This window comes from Vibrio rhodolitus (assembly GCF_003350325.1).
Classification (GTDB): Bacteria; Pseudomonadota; Gammaproteobacteria; order Enterobacterales; family Vibrionaceae; genus Vibrio; species Vibrio rhodolitus.
Map to the genome: position 1 here is coordinate 253,478 of NZ_QLYZ01000002.1, position 23,856 is coordinate 277,333.

The 23,856-nt window shown below is 43.9% G+C and carries 21 protein-coding genes and 1 pseudogene; 12 read left to right on the forward strand and 10 right to left on the reverse strand.

The genetic code is table 11. The features are described from left to right. The first annotated feature begins 226 nt into the window (after positions 1-226). Positions 227-1,375, forward strand: a complete 1,149-nt coding sequence (locus tag DPF93_RS03015; protein ID WP_114764841.1) for an iron-containing alcohol dehydrogenase — start codon at positions 227-229, stop codon at positions 1,373-1,375. Positions 1,376-1,465: 90 nt separating this feature from the next. Here the strand turns inward: DPF93_RS03015 and DPF93_RS03020 are convergent. Further along, positions 1,466-1,846 (reverse strand): annotated as a pseudogene (locus tag DPF93_RS03020) (VOC family protein). Between the two features lie 198 nt (positions 1,847-2,044). Between DPF93_RS03020 and DPF93_RS03025 the strand changes: the two are divergent. After that, on the forward strand, positions 2,045-2,674 hold the full coding sequence (locus DPF93_RS03025; protein WP_114764741.1) for a lysoplasmalogenase: 630 nt from the start codon (positions 2,045-2,047) through the stop codon (positions 2,672-2,674). Positions 2,675-2,708: 34 nt separating this feature from the next. Here DPF93_RS03025 and torS read toward each other — a convergent pair whose 3' ends face one another. Then, positions 2,709-5,621, reverse strand: coding sequence for a TMAO reductase system sensor histidine kinase/response regulator TorS (gene torS, locus DPF93_RS03030; protein WP_114764742.1), 2,913 nt, complete (start codon positions 5,619-5,621; stop codon positions 2,709-2,711). Positions 5,622-5,764: 143 nt separating this feature from the next. Between torS and torT the strand changes: the two genes are divergently transcribed. Together torT and DPF93_RS03040 are read left to right on the forward strand one after the other, a co-directional pair. Continuing rightward, positions 5,765-6,706: a TMAO reductase system periplasmic protein TorT gene (gene torT, locus DPF93_RS03035; protein ID WP_425275279.1), complete on the forward strand. Its 942-nt coding sequence runs from the start codon at positions 5,765-5,767 to the stop codon at positions 6,704-6,706. A gap of 9 nt (positions 6,707-6,715) precedes the next feature. Beyond that, complete coding sequence (locus DPF93_RS03040; protein ID WP_114764744.1) at positions 6,716-7,171, forward strand: methylglyoxal synthase; 456 nt, start codon at positions 6,716-6,718, stop codon at positions 7,169-7,171. Positions 7,172-7,219: 48 nt separating this feature from the next. On the opposite strand, the gene helD is transcribed toward DPF93_RS03040, so the two are convergent. Then, entirely contained in the window at positions 7,220-9,286 is a 2,067-nt protein-coding gene (gene helD / locus DPF93_RS03045) for a DNA helicase IV (RefSeq protein WP_114764745.1), read from the reverse strand. Between the two features lie 235 nt (positions 9,287-9,521). Here helD and yccS point away from each other — a divergent pair, with 235 nt between their 5' ends. The 4 genes from yccS (at position 9,522) to DPF93_RS03065 (ending at position 14,348) form a co-directional block, all read left to right on the forward strand. Next, a complete protein-coding gene (yccS, locus tag DPF93_RS03050; RefSeq protein ID WP_425275275.1) occupies positions 9,522-11,711 on the forward strand; it encodes a YccS family putative transporter in 2,190 nt (729 codons plus the stop codon). 113 nt (positions 11,712-11,824) lie between these two features. After that, positions 11,825-12,025, forward strand: a complete 201-nt coding sequence (locus tag DPF93_RS03055) for a hypothetical protein (RefSeq protein WP_114764746.1) — start codon at positions 11,825-11,827, stop codon at positions 12,023-12,025. A 78-nt stretch (positions 12,026-12,103) separates the two neighbouring features. Then, positions 12,104-13,597, forward strand: coding sequence for a glycerol-3-phosphate dehydrogenase (glpD, locus tag DPF93_RS03060; protein ID WP_114764747.1), 1,494 nt, complete (start codon positions 12,104-12,106; stop codon positions 13,595-13,597). Positions 13,598-13,688: 91 nt separating this feature from the next. Then, positions 13,689-14,348, forward strand: coding sequence for a PilZ domain-containing protein (locus tag DPF93_RS03065; RefSeq protein WP_114764748.1), 660 nt, complete (start codon positions 13,689-13,691; stop codon positions 14,346-14,348). On the opposite strand, the gene luxQ is transcribed toward DPF93_RS03065, so the two are convergent. The 5 genes from luxQ to DPF93_RS03090 form a co-directional block, all read right to left on the reverse strand. Then, positions 14,313-16,895, reverse strand: a complete 2,583-nt coding sequence (gene luxQ, locus DPF93_RS03070; RefSeq protein ID WP_114764749.1) for a quorum-sensing autoinducer 2 sensor kinase/phosphatase LuxQ — start codon at positions 16,893-16,895, stop codon at positions 14,313-14,315. The two genes, DPF93_RS03065 and luxQ, sit on opposite strands and share 36 nt — an antisense overlap. Next, the gene (locus DPF93_RS03075; protein WP_114764750.1) at positions 16,895-18,001 is read right to left on the reverse strand and encodes an autoinducer 2-binding periplasmic protein LuxP; all 1,107 of its coding nucleotides are present in this window, start codon (positions 17,999-18,001) and stop codon (positions 16,895-16,897) included. Before DPF93_RS03075 ends, luxQ begins: the two co-directional genes overlap by 1 nt. A gap of 84 nt (positions 18,002-18,085) precedes the next feature. Further along, positions 18,086-18,409 (reverse strand): GIY-YIG nuclease family protein, encoded by a 324-nt coding sequence (locus DPF93_RS03080; RefSeq protein ID WP_114764751.1) that lies wholly within the window; start codon positions 18,407-18,409, stop codon positions 18,086-18,088. After that, positions 18,396-19,052 (reverse strand): YceH family protein, encoded by a 657-nt coding sequence (locus tag DPF93_RS03085; protein WP_114764752.1) that lies wholly within the window; start codon positions 19,050-19,052, stop codon positions 18,396-18,398. Before DPF93_RS03085 ends, DPF93_RS03080 begins: the two co-directional genes overlap by 14 nt. Positions 19,053-19,081: 29 nt before the next feature. After that, positions 19,082-19,276, reverse strand: coding sequence for a hypothetical protein (locus DPF93_RS03090; RefSeq protein WP_114764753.1), 195 nt, complete (start codon positions 19,274-19,276; stop codon positions 19,082-19,084). Between the two features lie 188 nt (positions 19,277-19,464). Between DPF93_RS03090 and DPF93_RS03095 the strand changes: the two genes are divergently transcribed. From DPF93_RS03095 to DPF93_RS21250, 3 genes are all read left to right on the forward strand, one after another. Beyond that, entirely contained in the window at positions 19,465-19,785 is a 321-nt protein-coding gene (locus DPF93_RS03095) for a DUF496 family protein (protein WP_114764754.1), read from the forward strand. 276 nt (positions 19,786-20,061) lie between these two features. Continuing rightward, on the forward strand, positions 20,062-20,313 hold the full coding sequence (locus DPF93_RS03100; protein WP_114764755.1) for a YgjV family protein: 252 nt from the start codon (positions 20,062-20,064) through the stop codon (positions 20,311-20,313). A 162-nt stretch (positions 20,314-20,475) separates the two neighbouring features. Further along, a complete protein-coding gene (locus tag DPF93_RS21250) occupies positions 20,476-20,652 on the forward strand; it encodes a hypothetical protein (protein ID WP_164675288.1) in 177 nt (58 codons plus the stop codon). 57 nt (positions 20,653-20,709) lie between these two features. Here DPF93_RS21250 and glpK read toward each other — a convergent pair whose 3' ends face one another. Then, a complete protein-coding gene (gene glpK / locus DPF93_RS03105; RefSeq protein ID WP_114764756.1) occupies positions 20,710-22,212 on the reverse strand; it encodes a glycerol kinase GlpK in 1,503 nt (500 codons plus the stop codon). 166 nt (positions 22,213-22,378) lie between these two features. Further along, the gene (locus tag DPF93_RS03110) at positions 22,379-23,002 is read right to left on the reverse strand and encodes an OmpA family protein (protein WP_114764757.1); all 624 of its coding nucleotides are present in this window, start codon (positions 23,000-23,002) and stop codon (positions 22,379-22,381) included. A gap of 230 nt (positions 23,003-23,232) precedes the next feature. Between DPF93_RS03110 and DPF93_RS03115 the strand changes: the two genes are divergently transcribed. Next, the gene (locus tag DPF93_RS03115) at positions 23,233-23,850 is read left to right on the forward strand and encodes a thiol:disulfide interchange protein DsbA/DsbL (protein WP_114764758.1); all 618 of its coding nucleotides are present in this window, start codon (positions 23,233-23,235) and stop codon (positions 23,848-23,850) included. The last annotated feature ends 6 nt before the right edge of the window (positions 23,851-23,856 follow it).

Genomic DNA, 23,856 nt, shown 5'->3' on the forward strand with positions numbered 1-23,856 from the left:
CACAAAAATAAAAACGGTAAATTTGTAAACTCTCTTTTCCCTTTTTTGCAGCAAGTTAATCCATAAATCTTTATTTTTTAAGAAAATTATCTTTACACAGCAATTTGTCAGTTTTCATGCTTGTATTGACATAGGTGCGTCCCCATCTCTTTGTTAGTGATCTGACTTGCTGTCTCACTACTACAATAAATTCAAATTCTCATTCAAAGAGGAAGCATGAATGTCGATGAAATTTGCATATCAAAACCCTACACAAATTCTATTTGGTCAAGGACAAATCCAAGCAATCACCAATGTTATTGGTAGCGACGCGCGCGTATTAGTTGTCTACGGTGGTGGCTCGATCAAAAAGAATGGCGTGTATGACCAAGTCGTAGCAGCGTTAACGGAACATCAATGGCAAGAGTTTTCAGGTGTAGAGCCTAACCCAACAAAAGAAACGCTAGATAAAGCGGTCGAGATCGTAAAAGCGGATAACATAGATTTCATCCTCGCGGTCGGCGGCGGCTCAGTGATCGATGGTTGTAAGTACATCGCCGCAGCCTCTCATTACGACGGTGATGGATGGGATATTTTAACCGGTAAACACCAAGTCACTTCAGCAACAGCACTCGGTGCAATTCTGACTTTGCCTGCGACTGGCTCAGAATCAAACTCTGGAGCGGTGATTACCAAAGCAGAAACGCAAGACAAACTCGCTTTCTTGTCGCCATTTGTCCAACCAGCTTTTGCAGTAATGGACCCAGATGTGATGAAAACCCTACCAGATCGCCAACTAGTTAATGGTCTGGTTGATGCATGGGTACACGTCTGTGAGCAGTATCTGACTTACAATCATGGTCATATGGTGCAAGATGGTTACGCTGAGGTATTGCTGCGTAACTTAAAACAACTTGCTGAACAGTTTGACCAACGAGACAGCGATGAGTGGCGTGCTAACCTAATGTGGACAGCCAACCAAGCACTCAATGGTCTGATTGGTTCTGGCGTACCGCATGATTGGGCAACGCATATGATCGGTCACGAGCTTACAGCACTTTGGCACGTTGATCATGCGCGCTCGCTGGCGATTGTTCAGCCTGCGCTACTGCGTAATCAAATCGAACACAAGCGCGCTAAGCTAGAAAAGCTGGGTAGCGAAGTATTCCACTTAGAGATGAGTAGTGATTTGGCAGAGCGCACCATCGATGCGATTGAAGCCATGTACAACAGTCTTGATGTAGCAACTCGTCTAACAGAGCACGAAGGCGACAAACAAGCAGCGATCAACAGTGTTATCGACCAATTAGAAAAACACGGTATGACAGCACTAGGCGAACACCAAGCCATTACGCTAACACAAAGCCGTGAGATCCTAGAATCTGCGGTTGCTTAAGTGCGATTCGACTAATTCGATGAGAGCATTTCGATAAGAGCCTAAAAGACAAGGGGTGATGGTTTTCTATCACCCTTTTTGTATTTAGCTTCACTGTAAAGAGTGCAGCCCAATCATGTTACCCTCGGTATCACTGACTATCGCGATATAGCCATAGTCGCCGATTGCCATCTTCACCTACTGGACACTTCCGCCCGCCATTTCAACGCGTTTTGCTTCTATCGCACAATCCTGGCAAGAAAAGTAGACTAACGTACTGTTACCACCCGCTTCGATACCGGGCACTTTAACTAGCGCGCCTGTCGCTCCGTACCCTTGCATATCGAGACCAAATGACCACATTACTACACCAGATTCTGTCGGATCTGCCATTGGTTCTAAATTGACTTGGAATACACTTTGATAAAACTTGAGTGCCCTGTCCATGTCCGCGACATAGATTTCAAACCAGCCGATTGGATTTGCCATCATCGAGCCTCCGAATTTGGATTCATCCTAAGAATAGCGCGTGAATCGCCTGGTTGTACTCCAATCTGTCAATGCTGGTAGACAAAGGTGTTGGCAAAGTTATAAAGCGGATAAAAACTGCAGCATGTCCGAGAAAAATCAGCTACCATGCGCATCTGACTGATAGTGCAAAACCAAATGATTGGGTGAAACAATAAATTTATGTGGCTAGTGATTCTTACTCTTTGTTTAGTGCACATTTACTCAATCAGCCATGGTCCGCGCTGGCTATTTTATAGCACTAAACCTCTACCAGCAGTGCTGCTTGCTAGCTTAGTCATCTATTCTCCAGCAACAGACTACCCAACTTACTCAATCTTTATCGCTCTCGGGCTGATGATCTCGTCTATCGGCGATATCTTTTTGATGTTACCAAAAGACAGGTTTCGTGCCGGACTGGTGAGCTTTCTGATCGCTCAATTTAGTTTTGGTTATGCGTTTTTGTCCAAGATTGAGCAATTTTCACCGCTATGGTTAACAGTCCTGTTGATTGCGGTCGGTGTGATTGTATTTTTGATGTTACTACCAAGCCTTGGCGACGATCGTTGGTTTATTGCGGGGTATTTCGTCAGTATCTTGTTTATGGCGAATAACGCGACAATTGCATGGTTAAATCAGCCTAACCCACTGGCAGCAATGGCGATGATTGGCGCGTTTATTTTTATCATGTCCGATCTTGTGTTGGCGGTCGATAGGTTTAGAGCCAGTTCTGCGTTTTCTCGTCATGTCGTTATGTTTACATATTACACGGCGCAAGCACTGTTCGCGTTGTCAGTTATTTGGGCAGCCTAAGCACCACCCAATAACAATTTAAGCCTACTGCTTATTAAGCCAATAATGCCATTAGGGCATCAATAGACTCATCAACCTTCGTTTTCAGCTCATACCTTACCGCAAGGTAGGCGACATTTGGTTGCTCTGAGCCTTCTACCGTTTGGCAAATTTGATGTAGTGCTAACAAACCTAAACTACCAGCTGAACCTTTCAGTTTATGTACCAACTGTTTTACCTCATTGGCATCGCCTTTATCACTTGCTTGCTCAAGAAGTTGCAAGATTTCGTTACTGCCTTGAACGAACAACTGCGCAATTTGCATCATCTTTTCTTTGCCCAGCACCTGCATATCATCGACAATAAGCTGCTTGTTAATGATCACCTCGTTCTCCTTAACCTGTGAACTATTGTTTGATTCACCGCGACAAAGCGGCAGTTCAACTTGTTCGAGTAGCAACGACTTTCCTTCGAGCCTGTTTTGAATAAGCATGCACAGTGCATCTTTATCTAAAGGTTTTGCTAAGTAACCATCAAAGCCTGCCGACAAATAGCTCTCAACTTCTTCGCTAAATACGTGCGCAGAAACTGCGATAAACGGTGTTTTTTCTTCATCTGGTCGGGCGAAACTGTCTTGAATTTCACGTAGCTCGACCAACAAGTCACGTCCATCACAATCCGGTAAGTTTATGTCTAACAGGGCGATATCAAATTGCTGCTCTTTGAACAGCTGCCTTGCTTTTTCACCATCTTCAGCAATCGTCACTCGATGTCCCAAGCTAGTTAAAAATCCTTCTGCAACTACACAGTTAACGGGATTATCTTCAACCAGCAGCACTTTAGCTTGTACTGAGTTGTGTAAGGTTTGTTTTTGTTTGACGACTTCTTTGCCTACTTGCAAAGGTAAGGTAAACCAAAAACGACTACCCTGACCCACTTCCGACTCAACACCTAATGCCCCGCCCATCGCTTCCACAATGCGCTTACTGATGGCTAAGCCTAGACCCGTGCCACCTTTGCTACTTAGTCCACCCTCAGCCTGAGTAAAGGCATCAAACAGGCTTTCCATCTCTTTTTCAGAAATACCAATACCAGAGTCTGATACTTCAAACGTCACGTAGTGATCTTCTTCTAGTGAAACGTAGATGTCGACATGACCAGATTCAGTAAACTTAATCGCATTGCCGACTAAATTAGTCAGTACTTGGCTGATACGCGTTACATCACCAAGCCAGAAAGGACCGATATCGCTTTCAATTAAGCAGCTTAGTTCAAGGTGTTTCTCTTGAGCTCGACCTTGCATCAATTGATTAACGTCATCGACCATATAGTGAAGGTTAAAATCGACTGGACGAATCTCTAAATGCCCAGCTTCTATTTTGGAGTAATCCAACACATCATTAAGAATGGCTAGCAGCGTCTTACCGCTACGGTTGATGATATCAACATAGTATGATTGCTGAGAGTTAAGACCCGCATCTTTCAATAGACGAGCCGTGCCAAGTACGCCATTCATCGGAGTACGAATCTCATGGCTCATAGTCGCCAAAAACGCCGACTTAGCACGGCTCGCCTGCTCAGCTTCTTGGCGTGCTTTTGCGTGGTTGAGAACCTCGTTATTGAGGCGCTTATTGGCATCTTGTAACTGTACAGTTCGCTCAGTAACCAGTTCTTCCAAACGCTCTTTGTGCTCTTCTAATTGGCGTTTTGCTTCAATTTCACTTTCAGCCACCACTTTCAATGCTTGCGCAGTATTTCTTGCTGTGATGATAGCTTGCCCCATGTGAGCAAGCTCGTCGTTACCTTTAACAGTAATATCAACTTTCAGTTGCCCTTGAGCAATGGAGAGTAATGCGGAGGAGTATTCAGCAAGGCGCTTTAACACCGAGACATAAACCACTTTCCACACGATAAGCACCACGATAACCAAACCAAGTACGGTCAAAATAGTCAGAGTTAACTGCGCGTAATTCAGCGTAGTTTTAAGCTCATCAACTGCCTTAGTCGTGGTGCGGTTAGAGTCGTCAACAAGTTTGTTAATTGTGGTATTTAAGGCGCTAAATTGAGTTAGCGTATCTTGCATTAAGTTTTGCGATTCAAGTTCATTGTGGTGTCGCTGCATTACAACACTAAACACCACATCACGCTTCTCTAGTTGCGCGAGTAAATCAGACATCTGCACCGAGCGTGTTGGATCTTCTACTGCTTGCACACGACGCTTCATAATCGACAAGTTGTGATCAAATTGCTTACGAATATCACTTAAGCGGGAAGAGTTACTGATGGTGCGTATTTCTTCGATTTGATTAAGCAATTGAAACGCGAGCAAGTGCAGCTCGTGTAAACGTTCAGAAAGATCTAAGTCGACTTCCACCAGCGCATCTAGCGCTTGGTAGGCTTTATCGACCTTATTGTTTGCCAGCAAATCGTAGATATGGGTCACGTTCGCTACCGCAATCGTGCTGGTATTTGATACTTGAGTACGCGTTAGTTGTTCAAGCTCGAGCGCAAGATTGCGCATCTCTTCAGTACGTGAAGCGATGTCTTTTTCGAGAAACAGTTTCTTCTCAACACCGATACCAAGCTTACCTAGCGTATCAATAATCTTCTGTACATCTGACTCTAACGTCGACAGTAGTTGAGAATCGAATGAGTCAGAGCCAAGTTGCTTAATATGAGTCAAAAGTGCACTTAATTGATCAAAAAGTACTTTGCCTGCTTGTTGGCGTTGATGCTCAGTTTTGGAGTTTGACAACGTTTGTACTGATGAGATGATGCGAGAGCTTAGCTCGGCAACTTGACGCGCTTCAATCATCGAAGGTATTGCAGTATTCACCACGTTACGTTCGGTCTTCGCGACCGAAGAAAAACCAAACACACCAATGAAAGATGACATCAGCACCAACAGTGCCATGGCAAGAAAAGCAAACAGTAGCTTGCGCCCAATACTGGCTTTAGCTAGTAACATGCAAATTGATCACTTCTTAACTCATAGATAATGCGCTATATTCTGCAGTGTTTAGACTATTTAATCCAACGAAAAGCGTCATGTTATCTCCTTCAGCGTGTAAATTCCGCATCCAATCATTCGCCATCATTTTATTTGGTATTATGTTTACCAACATCGCCGCGGCTAAAGAGCCACTGCGAGTTTGTGCACTCTATCCGCACCTTAAAGATTCTTACTGGCTGTCAGTAAACTATGGAATGGTCGATGAAGCGCGCAAACAAGGAATTGAGCTACGCGTACTTGAGGCTGGTGGTTATCCAAATCAAGCAAAGCAAAAAGAGCAACTTGATCTTTGTATCAAGTGGAATGCCGATGCGATTATCCTCGGTACTGTGGCCCCTGATATGTTTTATTCCACGCTAAACAAAGCTGCCGCTTCTATCCCAGTCTTTGCAACCGTAAACCAACTGGATGTCAATAAATCCAACGAAACGGTACTCAAAGGCGTGGTTGGCGTCGATTGGTACTGGATGGGTTTCTACACTGGTCAGTATTTAAAGCACAAGCATCCAAAAGGCTCAGGCATTACCAACATCGCCCTACTACCAGGTCCACAATCAAGTGGTGGCACAAAGCCTGTAATTCAGGGATTGCTCTCAGCGATTAAGGACAGTGACGTTCGGGTAGTTAATACTTATTGGGCTGACAATGACAAAGAGTTACAGCGTAACCTCGTTCAAAAATCAATTGAGACCAATAATATCGACTATATCGTGGGTAGCGCGGTGGCAATTGAAGCGGCTATTAGTGAACTGCGCAGCGCAGGAAAGACAGGTCAGATAGGCTTAGTTTCTACCTACCTCAGTCATGGCGTTTACCGAGGATTACTGCGTGGACGCGTTGAGTTCGCACCAACAGACAAAATGGTTTTACAGGGTCGCCTCTCAATTCTGCAAGCTGTGAATTACCTAAATGGTAAAAGTTATGAGAAAGTTGAAGCGCCGATTATAGAAGCTCTGACTCCAAACAAACTCAATCCTAAAGTGATTGCTGAGTCGCTTTCACCGTCAGAGTATCGCCCTACATTTTACGTACATAATTAGGATTATTAGATGCAAAAAACTACTCGCACCATGCCTGCCCATAAGCACGTTGCCCTTGTTGCTCACGATAACTACAAACCAGAGTTGCTGCGTTGGGTAAAAGAGAATAAAGAAAAGCTACAGAAGCATTTTCTTTATGCCACAGGTACGACAGGCAATATGCTAAGTAAAGAAACTGGACTTGCTATTAAATCATTAATCAGTGGTCCTATGGGCGGTGATCAACAACTTGGCGCTCTAATATCTGAAGGTCAAATTGATGTGCTTATTTTCTTCTGGGACCCGTTAAATGCGGTTCCGCATGACCCAGATGTAAAGGCCCTGCTTCGTATCGCAAGTGTATGGAACATTCCTGTCGCGACCAACCGTGCGACGGCGAAATTCCTATTTGAGTCAGAGTTAATTGAGCAAGAAGTAGTGATTGAAATCCCAGACTATCAAGCCTACTTATCAGACCGTATTTAGGTTTTGAGATAAAAAACCGAAGGGAGTACCTTCGGTTTTTTTATTTACTTAGCTACTGTGCTGAACCGGATATTCACCCGACAATAACTCTTTTACAAAGCATGAACCGCCACCATTGTAAGCAACCCACACTTTCTTCTTCGCGCGTGTCAAAGCGACATAAAACAAACGCCTCTCCTCTGCATGAGAAAAATCATCGTTAGATTGCGTCAGTACGCCATCAAGATGCAAGGTTTTCACTCGTGCAGGGAACTGACCTTCATCAACGTTTAGTATCAGCACGTAATCGGCTTCACGCCCTTTACTCGCGTGGCAAGTCATGTACTCAATATCAAGTTGCTTAAATTGCTTCTGCCACTCTTCAAACAACTCAGGCTTGTGGTAATGGTTTCGCCCTAACAACATCACACTGGCAACTGTTTTAGATTTTCGGTCGAGTTGATCGAGGATCTTTTCCACGTTCGCCATTGGAATTAGTGATACCGCTTTGGCTTTATGCTCTTTATGGCTATTGAGCTCTTTGGCTAGCTGATTTGGGTTTTGCTGCACAAAGTGATTTGCCACTTGCCCTAACTGATTATTAAAACGATAAGTAGTATCGAGATAATGCAGCGTCGAGTTTGGAAAACGCTGTGAAAACCCGGTAGTTAGGTCTACATCAGAGCCAGCGAATTGATAAATAGACTGCCAATCATCACCCACCGCGAACAAAACACAGTCTTGGTTACGATTGTTGGCACACAAAGCTTCAATCAGAGCCAGACGCTGCGGGGAAATATCTTGATACTCGTCTATCATGATGTATTTCCACGGCGCACTGAACTTCCCTTTAAGAACGTACTGATGAGCGCGGCTTATCATGGTGTTAAAGTCAATTTCACCCTGCTGCTTGAGCATATCTTGCCATGCTTGATAACAAGGCCACACCAGCGCAAGTTCGCTATTTAAACGACTATACTCCGGGTGGTTTACGATTTGCTCTTGGATCTCTTTCTTAGTGACGCCAATTGCCGCAAGCTGCATCATTTGTGTCTCAAGCCACGCGATAAGCTTAGGGTTTTCCACATGGCTACCAAGCTCATCATCACCTGCAATATAAGCAATCGGCCATTTTGCTAAGTGTTTTTGCCAACGTTTGAAACTGGTCTCAGTCATCCAATGGCGCTTAAGCCAATCAGTACACCATGCTTGACGTAATTTATCGTCCAGCGCAATTGGCGACAGCTTAACTTGCGCTCCTTCGACTTGACGCAGAATATACAAGCCAAGTTGATGAAACGTATTCACCTTTACTTGTTCGGTTGAAGGGCCAACTTTGCTAAGCAATCTCTGCTTCATCTCATTAGCCGCATCGCGACCAAAAGCCAACATTAGGATCTGATCCGCTTTTGCCATATGACTTTGCATCAAATAAGCAACACGCGCTGTCAACACGCTGGTTTTACCCGAACCTGCACCAGCTAACACCAAGTTATTGTTATCATTAAGTAGAACGGCTTTTTTCTGGCTTAGATTTAATGGTGACGATTCAATTTTTGAAAACAGTGCATCCCAGTTACCCAGCTCAGTAATGATCCAATCGTGGTTACGCACTTTTAATGTCTCTTGCGCGTCTTCAATCCAAGGCATGATGCGCTTCATTCGCTTGGGCATGCGTTGGTTGGCTTCGGTAAGCGTCATCGACATCTGCGAAAAGTCGTCTTCAATATTCGACAGCCATTTTTCTAACTCAGAATGCGGTACAAAATGTTGCGCGCACTCTAAACCATAAATACGCTCTTCCCATCTTGGCAGGCGTTCGACAAGTTGGGTGCACTGAGTATGATGCCAAGATTGATAATGCGTTATCGCATAGCGAGCAAATTGACGGCATCTATCCCAAGGCAGGCCCTGTACTAACCAAGATAACTGTTTGCCATCTTCTTCATGGGCGAAGAACTGAAGCGAGCCCCAGATAAGCCCCCGTTTTAAGTCAACTCTTCCGGACCAAATATTAAACGGGATTCGCTCTTCTCGGCTCTCTGAGCTCAATACCAGATAGTCGTTTTCAAGAGAGACATTGTGATATTCATTTTGAATAAAAAACTTTGCAGTCTTATTCGCTGTTAGCTGCATTCTAATCGGCCTATAGATTCCATTAGCGCCATAATACCGCATCAGCAAATTGATTTAAAAAGTGTTTTGAAAATTGGCGGTCAATTCTTTTTATTTGTTTAAGATTGCATCTGCTAAGCGTTTAAATCTGACACCTACCAACAAATATGCGCATTTTTCAGCCGAACAAACCATAATATCTATCACCGTCAGGTGTTTAGTATTGAATGTTTGATACTATAGTGTTCAGGATAAAATGGATGTTGGGTACTTTGTGCACTTTTTTAGTCAATTACGTAATTACTGGAGCAATAAAACCTTTAATTACAGCCTGCTGATTCTTACGACCTTATTGGGTGTTGTCGTCCCAACTTGGTACTATCAACTCAACTCACTGGTTATTCCTTTGATTCTTGGGGTCATTGCTGCTGCGCTTGCAGAAAGTGATGATAGTTTCACAGGTAGGATCAAATCGGTCACCTTGACTTTGATCTGTTTTGCCATTGCCTCTCTGTCAATTGAAGTCTTATTTAACAACCCACCATTTTTCGCCATTGGTCTGTTTTTCTCGACGTTTGGTTTTATCATGCTCGGCTCCATCGGTCCCCGTTACGCTAGTATCGCGTTTGGCTCCTTGTTGATTGCGATCTACACCATGCTCGGCGCTCATGAGAGCACTAACATCTGGTTCCAACCATTAATGCTGCTGACAGGGGCAATTTGGTACTTTTTTATGTCAATGATTTGGCATATGTTTTGGCCAATGCAACCAGTACAGCAAAGCTTAGCCAATGTATTTGTGTCACTGGCAGATTATCTTGATGCTAAAAGTGAGCTGTTCTACCCGGTTGTTGATTTAAACCCTCAGCCTTACCGTATTCGCGAAGCGAACTTAAACGCCGCCACCGTCTCTGCACTCAACCAGTGTAAAATGACATTACTGACCCGCTCAAAACGTGGACATATCGACGGCGCGAGTGACCGTTTTCTTAATATTTATTTCTTGGTACAAGATATTCACGAGCGAGTCAGTTCTAGCCATTACCGCTATCAAGAGCTGGCAGAACACTTTGGGCGCTCAGATATCCTTTTCCGCTTTAAGCACCTACTTGAAGTCCAAAGTAAAGCTTGCCTAGAAATTGCCACCGCGATCCGACTCGGTAATACCTATCAATACGACGATTCGATTATGGCATTGGATGAGCTGCAATCCTCGATTTCTTATCTGCAGCAGCAAAATAAGCCAGAATGGCGTTTACTACTTTTGCAACTCAGTTATCTATTCAATAACCTAGCGACGGTAGACAAACAACTCAGTAACTTCAATAACCCAGACGCTAATCGTTTGGAGGAAGGTGTCCTTGATGACACCGACGCTCACACGCCTAAGGCAATGTGGCAGCGTATCAAAGCCAATTTCAACACTGACTCTATGTTGTTTCGCCATGCAGTGCGCATGTCTATCGCACTGACTTTGGGCTACGGCATTATCCAATTGTTTGATATTGAGCGCGGCTATTGGATCTTATTAACCACTCTCTTTGTCTGCCAGCCAAACTACAGCGCGACCAAACAAAAGCTGGTGGCTCGAGTTGCCGGAACGCTGGCAGGTCTTCTGATTGGTGCGCCTTTACTCGCGATGTTCCCTTCTCAAGAGAGCCAGTTGGTATTTATTGTTCTCTCAGGTGTGGCTTTCTTTGCCTTTAGAATTGCCAACTACGGCTATGCCACCGGCTTTATCACCTTGCTGGTGCTATTCTGCTTTAACCAGCTAGGAGAAGGTTTTGCAGTGGTATTACCTCGCCTTGCCGATACGCTCGTCGGCTGCGCACTCGCCGTTGCTGCCGTAACCTTCATCTTCCCAGACTGGCAATCAAAACGCTTGCACAAAGTGATGGCGGAAGCGGTCAAAGCCAACAAAGACTACTTAGCGCAAATTATTGGTCAATATCGCTTAGGTAAAAGTGATAGCCTTGCCTATCGCATTGCTCGTCGTAGCGCGCACAATCAAGATGCAACCCTATCTTCTGCTATCAGCTCTATGCTGGTCGAGCCGGGCAAATATCACTCTGCAGTTGATGAAAGCTTCCGATTGTTAACACTCAACCATGCCCTGCTAAGTTATATTTCCGCTATGGGTGCGCATCGCCAACCAATTGAGAATGACACTACTCACCAGTTGGTTTTGCAATCGCATCGTGTGATCCATCGCCACCTTGATGTTTTATACACGCAGCTGCACGACCGTTGTGTTGAATGTGACACTTCGGATATAGATGACCCAGCCCTTGAGTCACGCCTTGCAGAATGGCGTGATGAAGATGATTCATCGGCGCGATTTGTCTTGCAGCAGCTTTATCTTATCTATCGAATGTTGCCAGAACTTCACTCGCTAGCAAGCAAGTGTGCCGTGCGTGTTGCAGCTAAAGAGAGTGACTCCAATTAAGCCTCTATTGAGTGAGATGTCAGCTTTACTGACTTCTCGCTCTCCTCTGACATTATGCGGACATTAACCTGCTTAATTCACTTATCCTCTATTTATCAACTGACGGAGGATTTATGAAACGCGGTACGACAGAAAATCACTCAGCAGATACATCCAACAAAATCACACGTCTTGATCTGCTTAAAACACAGTTAAACAAGCTAACACCAAAGCAACTGTCTGAGCTACGCGGTGCGATTGACGCTAAACTCAACGTTCAACCGAATGTCGTGATCAGCGATGAAGAGAGTGCCTTTATTCGCAGTCTTTTCTGATCTTTAAAAACTGTCCCTTTCTTAACTATACTGTTGATAAGCCAAGTGATATGAGCTTTTCGATACAAAGGGATAGGTATGTCAAACACACCTCAGTTTCAAATCGTCGCAGAACCTTTCGACATCATTGTTATCGGCGGTGGCATAAATGGTGGGGGCATCGCTTGCGAAGCCGCAAGTCGCGGGTTAAAGGTCGGACTTTATGAAGCAAAAGACTTTGCCATGGCAACTTCCTCTGCCAGTTCAAAACTGATCCATGGTGGCTTACGCTACCTCGAACATCTTGAATTCCGTCTCGTTAAAGAAGCGTTATCCGAGCGCGAGATCCTACTAAAAAAAGCGGCGCATATTGTTAAGCCGATGCGTTTTCGCCTCCCTTATCGCGACACTATGCGACCTAAATGGTTAATTCGTACTGGTCTTTTCCTTTATGACCATTTGGCTAGACGAGGAACTTTGCAAGCGAGCCAGCAGATCGCAGTCAGAAGCACTGATGGTTTAGCCGCTGAGCTCAAAACGGCTTTTGAATATTCTGACTGCTGGGTGGACGACTCACGCCTTGTGATTTCAAATATCAAACATGCTCACCAACAAGGCGCAGAGGTACGTAACTATTGCGAAGTACGCAGTATCCGCCGCGGTGAAAGCTATTGGTGTGTTACCCTATATGACCAGCGGCTACAGTGTGAAGTGGTGCGCTACGCGCGCGCTGTTGTTAACGCAACAGGTCCTTGGGCGGCACAGTTTCTTGATAAATGCAGTGAAGAATCAAGCCAGCACCAGATGCAGCTTGTTAAAGGCTCCCACCTAATCGTCAAACAGCTTTACCCGGGCGATCATGCTTACATTCTGCAAAACGAAGACAAGCGGGTCATTTTTGTTATTCCCTACCTAGACAAGTATTCAATGATCGGCACAACCGATATTCCCTATACCGGAGACCCCTATAAAGCCCAAGCCTCTAAACAAGAAATCGACTACCTACTCAGTATCTGCAATCAGAATTTTGCAGCGCAGCTGGAGCCAGACGATGTGTTGGACAGCTTTAGTGGTGTTAGACCGCTGTTTGGTCAGCAAAACTTACCTGCGCAAAAGCAGAGCCGAGATTATGAACTGGTTATGCAAACTAAACGCACGTTGCCGGTGCTGTCGGTCTACGGTGGTAAATTGACTACCTATCGCCGATTATCACAAAAAGCCGTTGAGATGTTTGAAGAGTATTTCTCCAACATGCTTCCTAGCGAAAGTGAAACCAGTACTTTTGCCGAAGCAACCGGATTTAATCCAAGAGCGCTGCAACGCCAGCTTTATAAGCAGTATCCCTATTTAGACAAATTGTGCCTAGATCGCCTTATTAGCCTTTATGGCGTCGCCACTTGGCAAGTGCTTCATTCTCTTGATGATAGCCAACTTCCAGTAGTTTCCGATCTCTATCAATGCGAAATAGACTACTTACAACAGCATGAATGGGCACACAATTGGGATGATATTTTGCAGCGACGGACCAAGCTTTGCTATCAACTGTCAGCTTTGGAGCGAGAAGCATTAACACAACGACCAGCAGGACTGTGATCTCACTTTTCAATTATGACGGCATGTTTGGATTTAAAGCTATGAAATTAAAAGTATAGTAGAGCTTATTTACTCGAAACTACGTCGTACTATGCCGAATAATAATGTCGAATTACTCATCCCGTTTCTCGCTCCTGGATTAAAATTCTCCGTTAAACTTGAATTTGGCTCTATGGATAGTTTCTCGTTTAACTGTGACTATATTGGCTGTAAGTTGGGACAGTATTTGATTCTGGAGTTTCCTAAGAAAGTTCAAGAAGCCTTGGTTATGCGTCAAGTCAACAATGCCGAAGTGATCGTGCGTGGTATTACGCAGTCAAAACTTGGGCATATTATTGCGTTTAAATCATCAATACTTGGCTCAATTAACTCACCTACAGGGCTTTTGTTTTTGCGCATGCCCAAACATTTCGCATCCAAACCAATACGTTCACATGAACGCTATCCACTCGATCTAGAAGTCACCATTAAAGCCAATACGGTCAGTTATGAAGCAACCATGTTGGATTTTTCACTCAATGGTTGCGCATGCTTTATTAAAGGGGAAAACAGCCTGGAAAAAAGTAGCCTGATAGAGATTGAAAGTGAATTGTCGGCTTTTCTTCCTAGCAACTTAGCCTGCACCGTAGTCAGCATCGAAAAACAAAAGCTCGGACATCGATTTGGAATTAAGTTCAATCAAACCATCGAAATGAATGCCGAGCTAAAACAACTGCTATTGGAGAAGACCTTTATCGCCACTCCCCTCTAGTTGGTAGTAATGTTCACGAAAATGTTGGAACGCTTGATTGAGCACAATCTCTTTAAGCGGTTTTACTATCACGTAGTTTGCACCCGCCTCGATAAAGGATTGTTTAGTATCACTCATACCATCTGCCGTGCAGGCATAAATTGGGATCTCTAAATCTAACTCTCGACGGATAATCTGGGTGGCTTCAATACCACCAAGGTTAGGCAGTTGGTTATCCATTAAGATAAGATCGATATTGGTATTATGTTTAAGATGCTCGATCGCGTTATACCCATCTTGAACCCACGTCACCTTCATACCATATTTTTCACAAAACGCTTTGGCGATAAAGGCATTGGTTTGATTATCTTCCACCAGCAGCACCTCAAGCGAAGTATCAAACATTGCCGCAGGATCAACCATGGCTAACGTGGTTAAGTCAACGTTTGTCTCCATCACATCATCGACCATTAAGCGCACAGTAAAACGGGTACCAATTCCGATTTCACTCTCAACTTCAATAGAGCCATCAAACAACTCGACTAAGCTATAGACGATTGCTAAACCCAATCCGCTGCCACCATATTCCCTCGTGGTATTGGTTTCAGCCTGAACAAATGGGTCGAAAATATGCTGGATGCGTTTACGATCAATACCGATGCCGGTATCTTCCACTTCGATTTTCAACTCGTAGTTAAACTGCTTTTGCTGTAGCTGAATATCAAATGATACCTGACCATGATGAGTAAACTTGGTAGCGTTACTCAGCAGGTTAAACAGGATCTGATTTAAACGTACCTGATCACTAAAGACGCTCTGGTTATCTTCAATATTACTGGTAACAACTAACTGAACACCCTTTTTGTTACACAGAGGACGATAGATTTTTTCAGCTGTGGTCACCAACTCTTTAATCTTAAATTCAGAGTGGCGGATATGGAATTTACCCTGCTCAATCTTTGAGAAATCAAGAATATCGTTCAGCACCGCTAACAGATGCTCACCGCTGTTAATCAGAATGTCGACATGCTCTAAGTCGCGGGCGTCATTTAAGTGACCGCGTAACAATTGTGACATACCAATAATGCCATTGAGTGGAGTACGCAGTTCATGACTCATCTTGGCAAGGAAGTCCGCTCGAAGCCGAGCCAGTTCCTCAGCTTCTTCTCGTGCAGTTTGACTTTGTTGCTCTGCTTCGATGAAACTTGTCACATCTTGCCCTTGCGCCATGACGTTATGAGTGACGTTATCCAAAACAATCGGTGAAAAGTTCCAACGGTAAGTTTTTGCTCCAATCGCGATATTGATACCTGTGAGCGATACGCCTTGGGCACTCATGCAAATTTGCGGTAGCAACATTTCTTGCAACAGCGGATACAAATCAACACCATTTTCCTCGCTAAGAAAACAACGCTCTGCCGCCGGGTTCATGCGCAACATATAGCCTTCGGTGTCCCATAATATGATTGGCGACAGTGAGTAGTTAAATAGATCGGCAAATTGCTTTTCTTGATCCCGTAACCGCTTGAATGAACGCTGGAATGATTTACCAATCTTATTAAACTCGGCAATCGTCGAGCCAACAAACGGTTCCACACTTTTTGCTTCAATACTTTGCTCGGTATAAAGCATCAGTTTTTTCAACTCATTCGACACACGCTTACCGAGCCAAATACGGCTATATATCGCGATCAGGATAATGCTGACGGCTGCTCCACCAAGCCAGAGATAATGCGCTTTCATTAACAGCGCAATATGGGAGTTATTCTGAATGGTATAGACCGAAAGAAACGTCGCAACGCCATCTATGGTCAGATCAACCTTTGAAATCATAAACTCATCTGAGTTTAGGCTTGGCGAATACTGCTTAAGCCAGCTGACTTCGTAGACGTTCCCTTTCATACTTGAGGCAATGATCTCACTACCAACAGCAAGCGCGAGTTCGTCAACGTTACTGCCGTTGACCAGCGCTTTCACCAAAGAGAAGTTGTTGTTTAGCACCACCCCGACGTAGAAATCGCCAACTACCTCTCCATTATCCATCGCGATCATCGATGTTCGGCGTATCATTAAATAACGCATTCCCAATGGCGAAGGCGCTTGAGAAATATACCAATGGTTGCCCGTCACCAAATGCTTGTGGATTTCATAAAGCTGTGAATCATCAATGCCATAGAACTGATTGTTTTGGTCATTCCAAAAAATCATGCCGTCTTTGGCTATAAAGCGAAAATCCGGCGAGATATCAGGATCAATTTGATCGATACCATCAAAAAAGCGGCTGATATTTTCACTGTGTTCATTACGGAGTTCACCCACTAGAGATTGGCTGCGACTATAGCTGTCTTGCTGGATCTCTATCGACTTCAGGCGAAAGTTAAAAATCTCTTGTACTAAACTCGCGGTTTGTTGCTTTGAACGCGCCACTTCCTGTGTCACGACCTGACGATTCAATTGATAGTTTTGCAGTAGCACCAGTACTGTTAACACACCAATCGTAAGGAACAGTGAATGAGTTAATATTGTGGCAAGACGATGATTCTTACCACGTGTTTTCCATAACTTCATTATTGGTCAGAATACCTAAATGCACGCTGTTTAAGGCGCTCTATCTTTTCGTTTGAATCTTTAGAGGTCACAACTTCAAAATCACCAGAATACACCGTTGGTACTGGTCGACTCTCTAAGTCCCATTTGATCGCCTCTGCCATTGCCACGCCGGTGTCATCATTCATACGCATAACAGTGACATCAAGTAGGCCTTGCTCTAGCGCCTCAAGCTCTGCGGTTCCGCCGCCCCAGCCGTTAATAACAATATCAGAGCGGTCTAGTTCAGCGAGTGCATCAGCAGCTCCTAAAGCGACATCCGTTGAGCAAGCATAAATAAAATCTAAGTCAGGATTCTTTTGCAATGCACTGATTGCTGCACTGTAACCAGATTCTCTTGTTGCCTTGGTATAGTAAGAAGACACCAGATCGTAACTGTCGTGATGAGTCATGTCCTCAATGAAAGTATCGCCTCTTGCATCACTTACATAGCCTTCGGAGAAATAGAGAACAGAATATTTACTGCCTTGGTCAAGGTGGTGCTTGTAATATTGCTCAAGCTCACGCGTGCCAAGCATATGATCAAAGCCGACATACATAAAAGGTTGCTGCTCAGACCAAGCACGAACTGGCGTGGTGATATTTTGCAGTATAAGTTTGGTGTCGGTTGAGCTAAGCACATGTTCGATAAACTTACGATGGCGCGTAGTATCGAGCGTAAAGACAAGGTAGTCAGAATTATTTTGCACTGCTTCCAGTAAAGAGAGGCTTTGCTGTCTTGCGTCCAAGTTGGGACGAGTGAATACCTGATTGATTTCATAGCGTATATTTAGCTCGTCCATTCTTGCTTCAAACGCTTTGATATTGCGTACCCAGTAATCAGAAATTTGTTGTCCCGGGTAAACCACTGAAATCGTAATTGGGGAAGTTTGTTTGACTTTGAGTGCAGAAGGTTTCTGTCTTACTACTTTGGAAAGAGATTCGGTGAGTTTTTTCTGCTCTGGATTGGCATTAAGGTATTCATCATACTGCCAATAGCCATTCAGAACCTGAGCCGTCTGCGCGAAAGCAGGTGTGGCAAAGAATGGTGAAAAGAGGATAAGCGAAGCCAACGCTGTTTTGTGCATAACTGCTCTCTATGTTTTTGTTCTATTTATTGTATTCGAATCTCTCATTGAGAAATTCCTATTACTTACAAGAGTAATACACTTTCAGTCTAAACTGTATATTTCCGCATATAAATCAGGGTTTATAACCTCGATTAGATCGAGATTTCCGGCAATCAATGCTTCTTTTTGAACTTTGGATTTTTGCTTGAGTTGATATTCAACCTTTGAGGCGAGCGAACGGCAAGGCGATAACTCAGTGTGCCATGCCAGAGTAAGTGGGCCTTTTCCTTTGAGTGCCTTAGCGCCCGTTCCGTTGGTGTGTTGACTAAATCGGCGCGGAACATCAGTGGTGATACCGCAATAAAGGGCATTAGAGCGCGTACGAACAAAGTACACGCTCCAGGTAGATAACTTAGATTCGCTCATTCAGTTGTTCAATTAAGGTTCTAAGTTCTTGAACTTCAGACTTAAGTGCATCCACTTCAGCTTCAAGCAATTCAAGCTTGCTCGAACTTACTTCACTGTATGACGCTGATACTTGATAAGATTCTAAATCGATTTCACCACTAAACAGGTGCTGGTAACGAGACTCGCGTTTACCCGCTTCACGCGGCAGTTTAACAACCAGTTGTCCAGAATTATGATTAGTCATCGTTTCCAAAACCGCTTCGACTTCTTTTACGTCACTAAATTCGGCTAAACGGTTAGTACGAGTACGCAATTCTCCCGGTGTTTGCGCTCCTCTTAACAATAAGCAACAAGCGATCGCTTTCTCTTGTGCTGTCAGTTTTAAATCACCAAATTCAGTGTTGCAGAAACGGTGTTGGAATTTACTCGCACGGCTATTAAAGCTGCTTTCATCGCTCACTAGGCGTCGGGAAATAAGGCTATCTATCGCTTCTTGTACTTCACTTTCAGACAAGTTCATAACCGGTTCACGGTTACTTTTTTGGTTACAAGCCGAGGTTAAACTATTGAGGGTTAGCGGGTAGTAATCTGGAGTGGTGACTTCTTTTTCGATCAAACAACCGATCACACGTGCTTCAATTGGAGATAGCTCAATGTTCATAGAGACTTCCTTAGGTTATTTTTGTTCTGTTAATGCTCAGCTAAAATCGGAATGCGCTTCATATTGCCATTTTCGTCAATCATGACAATTTTAGCTCTGTTTAACTCGACTTCGGTAATTTCTTGCTGGGTTCGTTCAAACTTGTACGCTTTAACCAACTTTCGGCTACGTGCGGGTACTTGGACTTGACCAGGTTTTGGAATAATGATTGATGAGTTACGCATTGCTGAGTCTTGAATTCTCGTTGATTTATCAAAATCATATATCGTTCTATTCGTCTGCTCAATCACTTACAGAACGATTTGAACAGAAAACCGCCAAGTCAGCCCCATGATTGATCTTAGTACTGTTAACGGTAGCCCTGTTATGATTTAATCATCGGTAGTTTATGTTAAGACTAGGAAAGGAACCTATGAGTGGTGTATTTGAAATCGTATCTCAAGCTCGTCGCAAAAATAAGCTAAAGCGTGAGTTGCTAGATAACGAGAAGAAAGTTCGTGATAACCGCAAACGTGTGGATCTACTAGAGAACCTGATTGACTATATCAAGCCAAACATGACACACGATGAAATCGTAGGCATCATTAAAAACATGAAAGCTGATTACGAAGACCGTGTAGATGACCACATCATCAAAAGTGCTGAAATCTCGAAAGAGCGCCGTGAAATCAGCCGTCGTATTCGTGAACTGACAGAAGAAGACAAGCAAGTTCAAAAAGGCGCTAAAAAATAATTCGCCTTCATTTTGATTATTCAAAGCCCGCAGCAACTTGTTGCGGGCTTTTTGTTTACAACGCCTTAGCAAAATCATTACCAATTTAACTAAAACGTTTGCGTAATCGCTAACCTTCTATCTTCCAAAAATTGGGGGTTTAATCACAGAATTTCACCTGCTATATTTTTATTCAGATAATAAATAAGACCTTTCGAGGCATGGACATCCTCAACAATCTCACGACGAGAAGATGGTCATCGACACCAAGTCGACATATTTTAGAGGGTCAATACGATGGATATTAATATGGTTGAAATTCTGGGCTACGCCGCTTCGATTATGGTCGCGATCTCTTTAACAATGAAAGACATTGTTAAATTGCGTGTTTTGAACTTTGTTGGCTGTGCGCTTTTTACAGCATACGGTCTTATGATCGATTCGTGGCCGGTGGTTTTAACCAATGGTTTCATTGCTTGTGTCAACATCTACTTCCTAGCCAAAATGCACCAAGAAAAAAAAACAGCTAACGTTGGCTCAGCCGCTTAATGATTAAACCTCAGCCTTGCTGAGGTTTTCTTTTTGTGGTTATTTTTGTGATAGTGCAACAAACACACAACTCATAACCAGCATAATAATCAATACCCTATTGCCGTCAGTGATAAGATCACCTCAACGTATCTCAGCTATTTCACCGAAAAGGGGGTAACATTGAAACGATTTTTCCCATCAAGCGTTATGCTCACGCCGTTCTTAGTCAAACCTTATCCCAATCAAGAAGAATATGCTTGTCAGGCAGAAGATAACGCGTCAGAAGCGACTGCTGTTCCCGTGTCACAAAAAAGCGTTGATGACGGCGCCTTGTATCAAGAACACTCTGATAACTAGGTACCGCTCAAAACAAACAGCGTCAATTTGACGCTGTTTAATAGAGGATTTGCTAGGCTATTCTTCGTCCATCGACGCCCAGACTTGGGCACAACGTACAGCCCTCTTCCAACCTTTATAACGGCGCTGTTGCTTTTCTAAGTCGCCACTAGGTTTAAAGCAATCATCGACGCCGTCAATGTGCTCAATTTCATCTAAGTGTTGCCAGAACCCTACCCCGAGCCCAGCCAAATAAGCCGCGCCCATAGCGGTGGTTTCTCGCACTTGAGGGCGATGCACTTCGGTTTGCAGAACATCGGCTTGAAACTGCATAAGAAAATCGTTTGAAACCGCACCACCATCCACTTTCAAGCTATCAAGTGACGTATCGGCATCAGCTAACATCGCATCCAGAACATCCTTTGATTGGTAAGCAATACTTTCTAGCGTCGCACGCACAATATGATCCGAACTGACACCACGAGTTAGACCGACAATAGTCCCTCTCGCGTGTGCGTCCCAATACGGCGCGCCTAAACCAGTAAATGCTGGCACCACATAAACACCATTAGAAGAATCTACGCGGGTCGCCATCACATGCGACTCCTTGGCATCGTTAAGTAGTTTAAGCTCATCACGTAACCACTGTATTGATGCGCCGCCCATAAATACCGAGCCTTCTAGTGCATATACTGGCTGACCATTTTGATTACAAGCTAATGTGGTCAACAAACCATGGCTAGAGAGCACTTTCTTCTCGCCAGTATTCATCAACATAAAGCAACCTGTGCCATAGGTGTTTTTTGCCTGTCCCGGTAAAGTGCACTTTTGTCCAAATAGTGCCGCTTGCTGATCGCCAGCAACGCCACTGATTGGCACACGGGTTCCACCAATTTGGGCTTCGCCATATAGCTCCGAGGATGACTTAACGACTGGCATCATTGAGAGAGGAATATTGAACAAATCAAGCAGCTCTTGATCCCAGGTTTTAGAATCAATATTAAACAACATGGTTCTTGATGCGTTGGTATAGTCGGTTGCGTGAACCGCACCTTGTGTCATTTTCCACATAAGCCAAGTATCTACCGTACCAAACAGAAGATCACCTTGCTCAGCTAAACGTCGAGCATCAGGAACATGGTCGAGAATCCACTGTATTTTGCTGGCAGAAAAATAAGGATCGAGCACCAAACCGGTTTTTTCTTTTACTAGCGGCTCAAGACCTTCAGCAGTGAGGCGATCACAAATCTCGGTAGTTCTACGGCATTGCCAAACAATCGCGTTATAGACAGGTTTACCCGTATGTCGGTTCCATACTATGGTCGTTTCCCGTTGGTTTGTAATACCAATAGCGGCAATCTCTTCACTCGCGATAGCCGCCTTTGCAATCGCTTCACTGAGTGTGGCACTTTGCGTGGCATAGATTTCTAACGGATCATGCTCTACCCAACCCGCTTTAGGATAAATTTGCTGAAATTCACGCTGGGAAACACTAATAATATTTGCGCTTTGATCAAAGACAATCGCTCGAGAACTGGTCGTGCCCTGATCAAGAGCGACAATATATTTTTTCTGTAGCAAGACAACTATTCCTATTGATTGGCAAACATCGATGTCAGGCTACAACATTGCCTTTTAAATCGATGATTTTATTATACCGTTATCAATATTATAGGCAGATATAAAAACGAGAATAGCGCCATTGTCGCTATTCTCGCTCTAAAGTAATGAAAGCAGTGTCGTTTGACTAATAATCAGTCGATAAGATGAAACGCAATTCCGCGCGGCGGTTACATGCCTTACCACTTACTGTTGAGTTAGTGCATGCAGGCTCAGTTTCTCCATAGCCTCGCGTGAATATTGACTGCTGGTTAACATGGTTTCGCACCAATTGCTGCTTTACTGCGTCTGCTCGTTTAACCGATAACTTATCATTAAACGAAGCCGCACCCGTGTTATCAGCATGACCATCAATCACGATGTCAATGCCAGGTTGCGAGGCAATATAGCGTCCAATCACATCTAACCAATAGGCTGATTGGTTCGAAACTTGCGCCGATCCGGTATTGAATTTAATAGTGTCCATGAGGCGAATCATTTTATAGCCGCCAGGTAACACTTCATATTGCAAGTTGTGCTTAGCTAAGAAACCTTCGATTGAATGCGGTTGGTAAGCATTTTTTTCACCATAAGGACCTTGCACACCGGAACGAGGGACAATGGTTGCGTCTCCCCATTCTGGATGAAGCAATTCAGAGTCGTTTTGCGGTGCAACGTTAAGCATGTCGCTTGTCCAAACGTCAGTTGGCAAGGTGCCACAGCCGCTTAGCGCTAGCGTTACAACACTTAATCCTATCGTAAAAAATTTCATTGCATCACCATCTCTTCATAGACTTACTCAATTTATATCGTGCGCTTAGACAAAAGCTTTAGCATTAATATTAGAAAAACCGAGCTAATTGCTCGAATTTCTATCAATGCTGTTAGAAGTTGTTAGAATTTACTAATCAGCAACAGATAAGCATTTGTTTCACGCGCTGTTAACGGTAAACTCTGCTTCACTTTTGACTCGCAAACACGCGTTCTTAAAGAGATAAAATTATGAAAAAAATCTTCGCTTTTCTCCTGATCAGCATTACTACGCTACTTGTAGGCTGCTCAGAAAGCTCAACTCCAGTCGAAGGCAAACAATACAAAACACTGCCAAATAACCTGTCAGTTTATCGCCTGCCTCAGGTTACTGAAGTCTTCTCACTTAACTGTGGTCACTGTAAGCAGATGGAATCTCAGCTTCCTAAGCTAGAGAAGCTTATCGACCAAAGTGTTGGCAAAGTTCACGTTACCTTTAACGAAAGCGCTCAAATTGGTGCCATGATTTACTACAGCGCTGAAATGCAGCTAGGTAAAAAACCAGATCATGAAATGATGCTTGATCTATTCAATGCTGCACAAATGGGTGACGGTGCGACGATGGCAGAAAAGAAAGGTCAGATTGACAATGCCTTTAAGAGCCGTGGCTTAGTTTCTCCTTACGACATCACTGAAGAACAACAAAACCAATTGTTCCAAGCGATGCAAATTGCTGAAGAGATCACAACTAAAGGTGAGATCAACGGCGTTCCTACTTTCGTTGTTAACGGCAAGTACGAGGTGATCACGTCAGGTCACCAAACTATTGAAGAAATCGCGAACACGATTAACTACCTACTTAAAAAGTAACTGATT